Source organism: Aequorivita viscosa (assembly GCF_900106795.1).
Taxonomy (GTDB): Bacteria; Bacteroidota; Bacteroidia; order Flavobacteriales; family Flavobacteriaceae; genus Aequorivita; species Aequorivita viscosa.
Map to the genome: position 1 here is coordinate 1 of NZ_FNNS01000001.1, position 12,214 is coordinate 12,214.

At 37.3% G+C, this 12,214-nt stretch carries 9 protein-coding genes; 2 read left to right on the forward strand and 7 right to left on the reverse strand.

All coding sequences use genetic code 11. The annotated features are described in order from the left end of the window. Positions 1 to 88: 88 nt before the first annotated feature. The 7 genes from BLW28_RS00005 to BLW28_RS00035 form a co-directional block, all read right to left on the reverse strand. Positions 89 to 331 (reverse strand): DUF6520 family protein, encoded by a 243-nt coding sequence (locus tag BLW28_RS00005; RefSeq protein ID WP_073220400.1) that lies wholly within the window; start codon positions 329 to 331, stop codon positions 89 to 91. A gap of 84 nt (positions 332 to 415) precedes the next feature. Next, the gene (locus BLW28_RS00010) at positions 416 to 1,906 is read right to left on the reverse strand and encodes a MauE/DoxX family redox-associated membrane protein (protein WP_083540779.1); all 1,491 of its coding nucleotides are present in this window, start codon (positions 1,904 to 1,906) and stop codon (positions 416 to 418) included. A 633-nt stretch (positions 1,907 to 2,539) separates the two neighbouring features. Beyond that, positions 2,540 to 2,956 carry an endonuclease domain-containing protein gene (locus BLW28_RS00015; protein ID WP_234946496.1) on the reverse strand — a complete coding sequence of 139 codons (417 nt, stop codon included), beginning with the start codon at positions 2,954 to 2,956 and terminating at the stop codon, positions 2,540 to 2,542. Between the two features lie 732 nt (positions 2,957 to 3,688). After that, positions 3,689 to 4,369 (reverse strand): response regulator, encoded by a 681-nt coding sequence (locus BLW28_RS00025; RefSeq protein ID WP_073220396.1) that lies wholly within the window; start codon positions 4,367 to 4,369, stop codon positions 3,689 to 3,691. A gap of 3 nt (positions 4,370 to 4,372) precedes the next feature. Next, complete coding sequence (locus BLW28_RS00030; RefSeq protein WP_083540776.1) at positions 4,373 to 6,397, reverse strand: tetratricopeptide repeat-containing sensor histidine kinase; 2,025 nt, start codon at positions 6,395 to 6,397, stop codon at positions 4,373 to 4,375. Positions 6,398 to 7,071: 674 nt separating this feature from the next. After that, positions 7,072 to 7,236, reverse strand: coding sequence for a hypothetical protein (locus BLW28_RS15670; RefSeq protein WP_159431776.1), 165 nt, complete (start codon positions 7,234 to 7,236; stop codon positions 7,072 to 7,074). A gap of 1,992 nt (positions 7,237 to 9,228) precedes the next feature. Then, on the reverse strand, positions 9,229 to 9,960 hold the full coding sequence (locus BLW28_RS00035; protein ID WP_073220392.1) for a LytR/AlgR family response regulator transcription factor: 732 nt from the start codon (positions 9,958 to 9,960) through the stop codon (positions 9,229 to 9,231). Positions 9,961 to 10,324: 364 nt separating this feature from the next. On the opposite strand from BLW28_RS00035, the gene BLW28_RS00040 reads away from it, so the two are divergent. Together BLW28_RS00040 and BLW28_RS00045 are read left to right on the forward strand one after the other, a co-directional pair. Next, positions 10,325 to 10,948, forward strand: a complete 624-nt coding sequence (locus tag BLW28_RS00040) for a hypothetical protein (RefSeq protein WP_143036803.1) — start codon at positions 10,325 to 10,327, stop codon at positions 10,946 to 10,948. Between the two features lie 595 nt (positions 10,949 to 11,543). After that, positions 11,544 to 11,786, forward strand: coding sequence for a hypothetical protein (locus BLW28_RS00045; protein WP_073220388.1), 243 nt, complete (start codon positions 11,544 to 11,546; stop codon positions 11,784 to 11,786). Positions 11,787 to 12,214: the final 428 nt, after the last annotated feature.

The window sequence follows — 12,214 nt, forward strand, 5'->3', positions numbered from 1 at the left end:
CAGTTCCTAACGATCTATGAAAAAAGGGTCAGACTTTAAAAAGTCTAACCCCTGTTATTTTAAACTTACACACTTAGCGGGATAGTGTCTATAATGTTTTTAAACAGCTAGTTGGTCCACTACGACCAAAAACCTGCAATCCATTATGTGTACAAGGAAGGTCAACAATACCTGAACATTTACCGTGGGGCTGGCAAACCCCATCCACGTAAATATATCCTTGCTCAAGAGCAAAATCCTCTTGTCCGTCAGTCTGTGTGGCAAATGCTGCCGCTATGGCTATCATAAACGCCACCACAGGTAATAAAAACTTGAATTTAATAGTTTTCATATTCTCGATATTTAAATTACTATTTTGACCTACTCTTTTCTACAGGTTTTCAGTCTCACCCCTGTCTCTGCACAGAAATAATGTTTACTTAAAAAATTTAGTGTTCATACTGTACGCTACCAAATAATTGCCTTGAAGAGCGTACAGAATACCATTTGATATTCTAAACTCACGCACCTTACTTCTTTTATAACTATATAAATAGAAGCTAAAACTGTAGCTTTGGTCCGTTAGGTCATAAACATCGATAATAGACGCTTCGTCAAGCATATCATCTGGCTCTAGCTTGCCAAGTCGTGGAGAATTGATAAATAAATACTTACCAGCCGTTGCAGTACTATTATTTATCAATACAGTATTACTCCCCAGCTTTTTTTGATTGCGAGAAATGTCTTCCTCTATATGAACCTGCGCAGTGCTAACAGTATCGATTGTCTTTCCACGAAAATCCAACCCTAAGTCTTCATCTATAATCAGGTATTCGTTTCGAAAGGTGTAAGTGTGAATTATTCGCCTTAATGAATCGTTATAAATTAATTTCCCATCCGTATCAAATATCCCGTCAATCTGCTTTTCCAAAAGTTTATCACTAAAATTTCCTTTTATATGACTTCCTATTTCAATAATCCCAATAATGTTCTCCATCGTTTCGCTGCTGTGAGATTTTACGGCAATCGTTGAGGAGTCAATAGCATAAATGTGGTTGAAATAATAGTCTCCTTCCATCTTGGTTTTTGCTAGCCAATTAGCCGTTGTACCTTGAAGAATAATCGGTACAGTACCATCAACTACATAAAAAGTAGGAGGCACTACACGTATTTGCACAGCACGATAAGGCAAATCCATTTGATCCAACTGTATCATTGTTGCTGTTGCAACTGTAAAACTACTATCAATCACAGTCATGAGTAGGGGAGCGGTAGTATTTCCTAAATAGACGTTTCCATTTCCAATCCCTGCGAAATAATACGAGCTATATTCCAGATCCAAACTGTGTACTATCTCGATGGGATGCGGCATATACCTACGCTGAAATGCATTATTCCGCTGCATCTTCTTCTCCGAAAACACAAACAGCAAAGTCACAATACCAATTCCCAAAACGCAAAGGCTAGCAAGTAAAATCAATTTCTTTTTCCAGTAGCCATTCGTGGAGACTAAGATTGCCACAGCACCCAAAACAATAAAAACAACATTAAAGATGAGGTGCTCCGTCCAACTCAATTTCTCCAAAACCCCACCACAAGAGCAGGGAATAAAATCAGAGAAATTTAAAATGATATAGATATAGGCCGTAAACATGACCATAAGGGTAAAGGCAGCGTAGAGTGCAAGATTTCTAAATCGTGGAAACACCAAAATTCCAGCAATCAATATTTCAATTCCCGGAACCAACCAAGCAACAATCCCCGCATAAGCACTGAGTAGGGGAGACTGCGCCAGTTGCACAGTAAAAGTTTCAAAATCTAAGAGCTTACTCGTAGCCGCGTAAATAAATAATAATGCAAAAACATAGGCTATACTCTTTATCAACCCCTCGATTCCTAAGCCGTATAAAATTTTTCTCGAATTCATCTTTGCCTGTATTAAATTTATTATAAAATTAAACTTAGATAAAGGCACAACCCTATGGCTCACACTTAGAATCAGTATGGTCAAAACCATATATTTAGAGCGCATCAAAACTATTTTTATAATCAACAGCCGCATCCACTCCCCTTTAGGGCGGAGGGTAACCTTTGGAGCAACCCCCAACCCCTAAAGGGGAGAATAGAAACTCATCATACTCAAATCAACAGCCGCATCCAGCTCCCTTTAGGGCGGGGGGGTAACATCCTGATAAGACCCCCAACCCCTAAAGGGGAGAAAAGAAACTCATCATACTCAATCAACAAAACGAACAAAGTCCCCTTTAGGGCGGAGGGTAACCTTTGGAGCAACCCCCAACCCCTAAAGGGGAGAATAAAAACTCATTACACTCAAATCAAAAGCCGAATCTAGCTCCCTTTAGGGCGGGGGGGTAACCTTTGGAGCAACCCCCAACCCCTAAAGGGGAGAATAAAAACTCATCATACTCAAATCAACAGCCGCATCCAGCTCCCTTTAGGGCGGGGGGTACTGGCCTTCATTTCAATAAACAACCGAACCAAGCAACCTTTAGGGGTGGAGGCAAGCCAGAGCGTGAATCACATCAATCAGCATAATAAACTAGCTTTCTTTAGGTTTCGGGGAAATTCCTGAGATATATTTTTCTAAATCAGTCAATACTTTTCCAATTGAGTTGATTACTTCCTTATTACTAAAGCGAATTATATGAAGACCTTGTAACTTTAAAAGCTCACTCCTTTCAATATCCTTACTAATTTGATCTGCTCTATTGTGATATTCTCCATCGATTTCAATTATCAATCTTAATTCATGACAATAAAAATCTACGATATAAATATGGATAGGATGTTGTCGTCTAAACTTATAGTCTTGTAGTTGCTTATTCTTTAAAAACTGCCATAGTCTCTTTTCAGCCTCTGTCATGTTTTGGCGAAGAATCTTAGCTTTAATAAAGGAACTTGGAGGTGCTCCCTTATGCATTCCTTGGTTGTGATATGGATTTTTGTCATTTTTCATTATGAGAAATTAAAAAGCTTCTTGCAAGGAAGATTTATAATAGTAATAATCATTTCGTATGTGTATAATTCTTTTCCGTTTAGCCTCTAATTCTTAAGGTTTGAGCTGGTCACAATACGATAATCAACTTAACGAATCCAGTCCCCTTTAGGGCGGAGGGTACCATCCTGAGAAGACCCCAACCCCTAAAGAGAGAATAAAAACTCATCATATTCAAATCAACAGCCGAATCCAGTTCCCTTTAGGGCGGAGAGTAAAAGCCGTCAATTCCAGCAACTTAACGAATCCAGTCCCCTTTAGGGCGGAGGGTAACCTTTGGAGCAACCCCCAACCCCTAAAGGGGAGAATAAAAACTCATCATATTCAAATCAACAGCCGAATCCAGCTCCCTTTAGGGCGGGGGGTACTGGCCTTCATTTCAATCAACAGCCGAATCCAGTCCCCTTTAGGGCGGAGGGTAACCTTTGGAGCAACCCCCAACCCCTAAAGGGGAGAATAAAAACTCATCATATTCAAATCAACAGCCGAATCCAGCTCCCTTTAGGGCGGGGGGTACTGGCCTTCATTTCAATCAACAGCCGAATCCAGTCCCCTTTAGGGCGGAGGGTAGTGTCCTTCATTTCAATCAACAGCCGAATCCAGTCCCCTTTAGGGCGGAGGGTAAAAGCCATCACTTCCAGCAACATAACGAACAAAGCTCCCTTTAGGGCGGGGGGTAACATCCTGAGAGCATCAAAGAAACCCCTCCTCCCGAGCTCGAGTAATAAGATGAATATCATTACCGTCTTCAACCTCAAAAATTTCCTTTAAGCGTTTTTTCCTTCTTTCAATTCCAGGAAGAGAAAGAGGTACATAATTTGGCAAGTCCTTAGTCTGCTTTCCAGCCGAAATATAATAGATAATAAGTCTATCCAGTCTGTCCAAATGATAATTAAACCCATGTTGTTTTCGAAGAAACTTGATAACGGTTTTACTATAATAGGGAGGGTCTTCTAATACGTCCAAAACTGCGTCCATAAAATTTTCAGGTACTAAATCGCTCTTTATTATTAAACCTTCTGGGTTTATACTTTCCAATAAATTTTGAATCAGTAAATTGTTGTCGAAAGTGGTAATTATAATGATTTTTGTTTGTGGAAACTTTTTTCTAATGACTATCCCCAAATCCTCACCCGATTGGTACTGGTTATTCGAATCCTTTGGTAATTGAATATCGAGAAAAACCAAATGCAATAGCCTATAATTAAACCACTCGTTCAACTCCCTTAAAGCAGCATCGATAGTAGTGGAATGCGTAACAGTAAATTGATATATATTGGATGTCCTATTTATTCCTTCTAAAGCACTAGAATAACCCACTAAAGTCATTTTGTGGTCATCAACCATTAAAACGTTTATATTATTAGTTTCCATTGTTTATGATTTTTTATAAAATTGTAATACAACCAATGTTCCATAACCTAATTGTGATGTAATGCTTATGTTACCATTAATTTTTTTAGCACGTGCTTTAAGATTTTTTAGTCCAATCCCTCTTTTTGAGACGTAGGTTCTAAATCCTTTTCCATTATCTTCAACCCTAATTATCATACTACTCCCTTCCGCTTTTAAAAGAATATCGACTTTAGTGGCTGATGCATGTTTGATTATATTTTGAAGAATTTCATCAAGTATGCGAGAGCAGTTTATTTTCTTCAAATAGCCCAGAGCTTCCCAGTCACCTATGTTTTCACAAGTAAAGCTGTACTTCAAGCCCCCCAACTCACTTTTTTCCTTGATGGTATTCTCAACTTCATCTATAAACGTCATTTCATTCCAAATTAGCTCATTCCTAAGATCGTGGGAAATATTACGTATCTCTGTTTCTATAGCAGTGAGTTGGTCAATCGATTTTTTATGTTGTATTAAATTTTCCGAAGTTCCAGAAAGATTAATAAAAGGCCACTTAAAACGTACGGAAAATAACCTAGCCAAAATTCCGTCATGCAATTCTTCCGAGATGCGGAGACGCTCCAAATTCCTTCCCTTTTCCAGAGTATTTTTGTTTTCCAAAGTCAGTAAAAATAAATCTTCATTGTGTTGTTGCTGTTCTCGCTCAAAACGAAGGGCTTTGTTTTTTGCGCGTTGTCGACTGTTTAAATATAGTAGTAACAACACCAAACCTATGGCGGTGGCTACGCAAACAATCCAAATTCTTTCTCGGAATAACCGTTCATTTTCCGTAATATAATTGTCCGTTTCAAAACGAATCCGCATAAATTTATCCCGCACTTTACGTTCCCGCTTATACAATTTTTTATCCAAGGATATATGTTGCCGCAAATATTGGTTTGAGTTATCTTGATCCAAATCTGCTAAAAGCTCCAGAGTCTTTAATACATCACGGTTCAACTTACTTTCAACAGCAATATCAAAAGCTTCTTTCGCATATGCTATTCCCATTAGGGTATCTCCTGTTTCTGAGAAAAAATGAGCGAGATGAATTCTGCTAATTACCGAACCTGCATCGTCTCCAAGACTATCACGAATTTTGAGCGCAGTAACAAAATCATCTTCAACATCATTCCCAGTAAAACTCAGGTAAGCACTATATGCATTATTGTCAACCAGTTTAGCATATAAAAGAGGATTTTCTTTGAAAATATTCGAAAGCACAAGGCCTTTTTTAAAGCAAGCCAATGCTTTTTTATGATTACCTAACTTTTGATAAACCACCCCAATGTTATTATATAATTCCTGGTGAAAATAATCCTTATCTGTAAATTTTTTAAGGGTTTTCAATGCTTCAGAATAATAGCCTAAAGCTTGTGAGTATTCTCCTAAATCATCCGATATAGCACCCAAAAGATTAAACGATAAGTATAATTGTTTAAATCGACCTTCAGCTCTAAAAATTTTGATAGCCTGAAAAAGCTGTCGTTCAGCCTTAGTAAAGTCTTTTATATGGGCATTTATATAAGCCAAGTTATATAACATTTTAGCTTCATAATACGGATGCGGAGCTTCGGCGAAACTTTTATGAGCCTGATGATAATAGTAATAAGCACTATCATACCTTTTATTTATTCTGTAAAAGGAGCCATAATTCCAATAAACATCTCCTAAAAAAATATAGTTGCCCTCTAGCTGTGCAAGCTTTAAGCTTTCAATCCCTATAGTTTTAAATAGAAGAGTATCGGAAAGAGAAGTAGATAGTACCGCTAATTTGCTAAAGTTCCAAAATCGTATACTATCGTTTTGGGTAGCTTTGTTTTGTTCAAATGCACGACGCAAAAGCTTTTGTTTCTTGATGGTAGATGTAGAATCATGAGTTGCCATCGCATACAAATGTTCAAAAGAGGGTTGATTGCTTTTTAGTTTTTCTAAACTTTGTCCCATCATATTCCCTGCGCACAATAAAAACAGCAGTCTCAAACAATATGTTACAACAGTTATTTTCATTTTTATAATCAATAGCGTCCAAAACCTTTTTGCTAATCTCTGCAAAACACCTCATACTTATTAATATTTCAGGGCGCTTAATATTTTAAGGTTTAAAAATTAAATGTCAAATCAACCTATCGAAAATTTATCGTAAAACCCGCATGAATGGTCTGTCAGGCAGGTTTTGATAAAGTTTCGTCAGCCTAGACTTTTTGCTTAAACCTGCCCTGAGCAGCTTGTTCTGAGCCTGTCGAAGGGGAGTCGAAGGGTTTTGGGTGATGCAAAAAAGAAAAAAGGCTAAGTTTTTTCAAATGGATAACAAAATTTACTTAGGACAGTATTGAAATAAAATCATTGCTGTCCGATTAAAATATTTCAAAATCAGATTAGTTCAACAGTAGTAGGCTTTTAGAGCATTTTTATAACGCGACACCTTGTTGTCAAATATTTCACTAAAAAAATAGATGTTTATAAAACATCTGATTATGTCTCTTTTTTTCAGGCTATTACAAATAAAGCCTTAGGTCTTAAGTTTTTTAGCGCAGCGGTCGTAAGTCTTTTGTCGGCCAATAGTGTTTTAAAATCATATCTTACACATCCCTAAACCTGAAACCCAAAAACTCCAGAAGTTAAATTTAAGCAAAAAAAGCCTTTTTTATCCAAAAAGGCCTTTTCTCTGGAAGGATTCCATATCAACCATCTTTTTCATCATCTGGTCGTACGCTGTGTTCTCCTCCCGTGCCAAAGTATTGGGGCGCACCTTGGTCGTCAGTTTCTTTTGGTAGTGAGGCAGGAGTGCACCCTATGGCTAATATCAATAATACCATTAGCCAACTAAATAATCTTGTGTTTTTCATTGTGTGATATTTTTAAATTAAAAATTCATTTAGATCATTGTGCACAATGAAACAGACCAAAAGGTCTCAAGGAGAGCAACTTCCTCACGACTAAGATATAGGAAGTATAAATTAATTTTGGAAATTATAAGTCTCATTCAGTTATTAATAGGATTGTGCAAGTGAAGTGTATATCAGCAACAGTAAAGTGATGGATTTGTGATAAAAACACAAATTCCATAACCAATTTCCAATCAGAAAAATGAGATACATGCAATAAATCCTTCCGCTGTTCTTTGTAATTTTCAAAAGCCCAATCCAGCCCCCTTTAAGGCTGGGGTATTTCCTGTTCAAGACTTTTACTCAACCCCAGAACAATCCAAAAGCTCCCTTTAGGGCTGGGGCAAACCAAGAAATAAACTGATAATTAGGTCAAACACTAAGTAATCAAATTCACCTATTTACTTCTAAATCGTTTCATCGCTCCCTTTAGGGCTGGGGGTAATTCTTGGTTAGAGCTAGAGTATTTCCTTGTTCAAGACTGTTATTTAATCATTAGAACAATCCAAAAGCCCCCTTTACGGCTGGGGTATTTCCTGTTAGAGCTAGGGTAATTCCTGTTCAAGCCTTTGACTTAATCATTAGAACAATCCAAAAACTCCCTTTAGGGCTGGGGTAATTCCTGTTACGGCTAGGGTATTCCCTATTCTAGACTTTTACATAATCATTAGAACAATCCAAAAGCACCCTTTAGGGCTGGGGCAAACGAAGAAACAAACTGATAATTAGGTCAAACATTAAGTAATTAAATTCAATTCCACTTATTTACTTCCAAATCGTTTCATAGCTCCCTTTAGGGCTGGGGTATTTCCCGTTTGGGTTGAGGTATTTCCTGTTCAAGACTTTTACTTAATCATTAGAACAATCCAAAAACTCCCTTTAGGGCTGGGGCAAACCAAGAAACAAACTGATAATTAGGTCAAACACTAAGTAATCAAATTCACCTATTTACTTCTAAATCGTTTCATCGCTCCCTTTCGGGCTGGGGTATTTCCTGTTTGGGCTGGGGTAATTCCTACATAATACATTACTCAACCCCCAGAACAATCCAAAAGCTCCCTTTAGGGCTGGGGTATTTCCCGTTAGGGCTAGGGTATTTCCTGTTCAAGACTTTTATTTAATCATTAGAACAATCCAAAAGCTCCCTTTAGGGCTGGGGCAAACCAAGAAATAAACTGATAATTAGGTCAAACATTAAGTAATTAAATTCAATTCCACTTATTTACTTCCAAATCGTTTCATCGCACCCTTTAAGGCTGGGGTATTTCTTGGTTAGAGCTAGGGTAATTCCTGTTCAAGCCTTTTACTTAATCATTAGAACAATCCAAAAGCTCCCTTTAGGGCTGGGGCAAACCAAGAAATAAACTGATAATTAGGTCAAACATTAAGTAATTAAATTCAATTCCACTTATTTACTTCCAAATCGTTTCATCGCACCCTTTAAGGCTGGGGTATTTCTTGGTTAGAGCTAGGGTAATTCCTGTTCAAGCCTTTTACTTAATCATTAGAACAATCCAAAAGCTCCCTTTAGGGCTGGGGCAAACGAAGAAACAAACTGATAATTAGGTCAAACACTAAGTAATCAAATTCACCTATTTACTTCTAAATCGTTTCATCGCTCCCTTTAGGGCTGGGGTAATTCGTGTTACGGCTTGGGTATTTCCCGTTAGGGCTAGAGCAATTCCTGTTCAAGACTTTTACTTAATCATTAGAGCAATCTAAAAGCTCCCTTTAGGGTTGGAGTAATTCGTGTTACGGCTGGGGTATTTCCCGTTAGGGCTGGGGTAATTCCTGCATAATACATTACTCAACCCCTAGAACAATCCAAAAACTCCCTTTAGGGTTGGGGTAATTCGTGTTACGGCTGGGGTAGCCCCTCTAGGGTTGGGGTAAATTAGGTAATACCAAACACCATAACTCCATATCCCAATCAGAATCAAAGAACACTCATCGTCATAAAAAATAAGAATTCTCAGGTCTAGCAAGCATCAATTTTACCTTATCAACATTTGATACATAAGTCCGTGAAAATGGTAGTATTTGCTCTACGCAACGAAGATGTATTTTCATTTTACCATAATTAATCCTCCGAACGTATAAGGTGTTGATGACGTGACTTTTATGGATTCTTTGAAAATTAGAAGGAAGCTGAGCGTGGCAAAATTTTAAAGTTTTAAAGCTATTAATTACGGTGCCATCCTTTAAATACAACTCAGTAGTATAATTATCAGCGCTCATAAACACAAGATTCTCTATGCGTACAAACTGGAAGTCGTAATAATATTGTACGCAAAGAATACTAGGTTTTATCCTATTTTCTAAGTAACGTATTAAAACCTCACGACAGTTTTCAAGATGTTCGGGTTCGAAAATAACATCTAAAAACCCATTTTTAAAAGCCATAAAACCCTTTTTTGAGCATGATGTAATGCCTATATAACTTGGCGGAATTCCTACACTCTTATTCAACCTAGCCATACTTTGAATATAGTTTTCAGCAATAGAATCTATATTGATGAAAATCAATCTAGTCGCATATTTATGCCTAACCTTTAAATAATCTGAAAAACAACTAAATATCCCAATACACTCAAATTGTTTAAACTCAATCAGACTAGAATGCAGATTAGTAATGGTTTTTTGTTGGTTATCTATAATGGAATAATATATCACGTCTATAGTCATTGAGACCTAATATTACCTGAATATTATAGTTTGAATCTATGGTTCAACCATAGTTTTATTATGGGGAAGTCGTAGCTATTTAAAAATTAATCCCCATTACTTTGATGTATTAATCTGTCAACTCACTTAGTATGAATTACTTTCTAAACGAACTAGAGCTATTGGAAAGCAGCAAGATGAGGTTCAATAATAAAGGAAGCTATCTATTTCCAAAAATCAAAATGAATTTAAACACAGGTCAAAATCATAAATTTCAAAATAGATCTCCCTAATACCCAATCAAAGTGCCTTACTGCCAATTTCCAACCCTCATTGCTAGCGAAGCTGAAGCACGAATCTCAATATTAACCAATTATCAAAAAAAATGAAAACACACATAATCAAATTCTGGAATTGCTTTCTCTCCATTCAAATGGATATAATAAATGCAAATAGCGTTCGTAATCTAGAATTACGGGAAAATCTCTTTCATAGGCTGTTTTCAAAAGCAGTCAAAATCCACCCCGAAATGAGTATTATTATTCATTTCTTAAATAATGGTGATGAAGCAATAAAATTGATATTCCTTCCTAGAGCTAATTATAAATTAAAAGCAATAGCGGCCAGAGTAATTGCTGCGGCGCCAAATATAGAGCCTTGGCAATACGAAATAGGTATTAAGCCCTATAATCATTCCGTAATCAGCCTCTGTGCAGAAAATAACTTCATTGATTCCAACACTATCGTTTATCAGATTTACTTTGCCGTTAAAAAAATTTATATAACCTCAAATAAACTGCATCTGTTGATATATTTAGAAATGAACAAGCAACATTCAAAAGCAGAACTCCACCAAGCTATGGATAGTATTCTTATTTGGTTTTTAGGCGATGCTTTTTACTACAGACATATCAGCAGATTTAAAATTATTCGTCGTAAATATTCAAAAATTAACTTTATCCCTTTGGATGAACTTAAAAATATTATCCAGTATAAAGCCCTCAATTGAGTTAAAAACAAGAAAAATTTGACAGTATCAATACTTAGTTCAACCGTCGTTAAGTAGTCTTGGAAAATTTGTATGTATGTTTAGACGTGTAAGCAAGCACCTTTCATGCTAAGTTTATGTATGGTTACTACAACTCGAATGCTACTCGAATGCTACTCGAATGCTACGTTTAAGCTAGTATAACCCTACTAAACCCCTAGTATCATACTACTATCACAAAAAAGCATAGAATGTTAATTCCAAGTCAAAAAACATAATTCAACAACGTATTCAGCTCCCTTGAGGGCGGGGGGTAAGCCACTGTCATACTTACTTTGTACATAACGGATTATCATACTACTATCACAAAAAGATCATAAACTAAAAACACCCAGTCCCAAAACTTAATCAATAGCCAAACCTACCTCCTTTATGTTGAGGTAAAAATCAAAACGATCAATAAATTTGTCATGCTGAGCAGCCCGTCCTGAGCAGCTTGTCCTGAGCCTGTCGAAGGGCAGTCGAAGCACCAATCCACCAATTAACAAATCCACCAATTAACAAATTCACCAATCAACCAATTGACAAATCAACAATCCAACCATTCCCCATCACGATGCAAAGCGATGAAGAAAATAGAGAAGATTCGTTTCCTCAAAAACGGTCGCTCCCTTCCAGAGTTGTTATCTATCCAAAAGATATACAACAACTAACAGGAAAGTCATATCGTTACGCCTTAGAACTAAACAAAGAAATCAGGAAGTACTTTCGTAAAAAGAAACACCACTTACTCACAATCTACGAATTCGCCGACTACACAGGCATAAACCCCGAAATAATAATCACCCACCTTAAATAAACATCCCCTGCTAGCGCAAGCGTCTCGCTTGTGTCTCCGCTAGCTTAGCATAAAAAGAGATGGTTGTTATCGTCCCTCGCTAGCGCAAGATTCTCGCTTGTGTCTCCGCTAGCTTAGCATAAAAAATAGGCAGTTGTTATCGTCCCCCGCTAGCGCAAGCGTCTCGCTTGTGTCTCAGTTAGATTAGCATCAAAAAGAGACGGTTGTTATCGTCTCCACAAGTCACCACCGTCCCCCAAGTCCCCCCACACCCCAAGACAATCACGAGGCCTATCAAATTTAAATGCAACAAACCCCCAACTATCAACCCAAAGGTGGCTGAGTGAATTTCAGCGTGCGCAGCAAGCAGAAACTTGTACCGAATCCAATAATTAATAAAACTAACAACCCAAAGGTGGCTGAGTGAATTTCAGCATGCGCAGCAACGC

Coding starts and splice junctions, on each gene's coding strand:
- BLW28_RS00025 (WP_073220396.1), bottom strand. CDS start 4,369: ATGGAAACTAATAATATAAACGTTTTAATGGTTGATGACCACAAAATG.
- BLW28_RS15670 (WP_159431776.1), bottom strand. CDS start 7,236: ATGAAAAACACAAGATTATTTAGTTGGCTAATGGTATTATTGATATTA.
- BLW28_RS00010 (WP_083540779.1), bottom strand. CDS start 1,906: ATGAATTCGAGAAAAATTTTATACGGCTTAGGAATCGAGGGGTTGATA.
- BLW28_RS00045 (WP_073220388.1), top strand. CDS start 11,544: ATGCAAAGCGATGAAGAAAATAGAGAAGATTCGTTTCCTCAAAAACGG.
- BLW28_RS00035 (WP_073220392.1), bottom strand. CDS start 9,960: ATGACTATAGACGTGATATATTATTCCATTATAGATAACCAACAAAAA.
- BLW28_RS00030 (WP_083540776.1), bottom strand. CDS start 6,397: ATGAAAATAACTGTTGTAACATATTGTTTGAGACTGCTGTTTTTATTG.
- BLW28_RS00040 (WP_143036803.1), top strand. CDS start 10,325: ATGAAAACACACATAATCAAATTCTGGAATTGCTTTCTCTCCATTCAA.
- BLW28_RS00005 (WP_073220400.1), bottom strand. CDS start 331: ATGAAAACTATTAAATTCAAGTTTTTATTACCTGTGGTGGCGTTTATG.
- BLW28_RS00015 (WP_234946496.1), bottom strand. CDS start 2,956: ATGAAAAATGACAAAAATCCATATCACAACCAAGGAATGCATAAGGGA.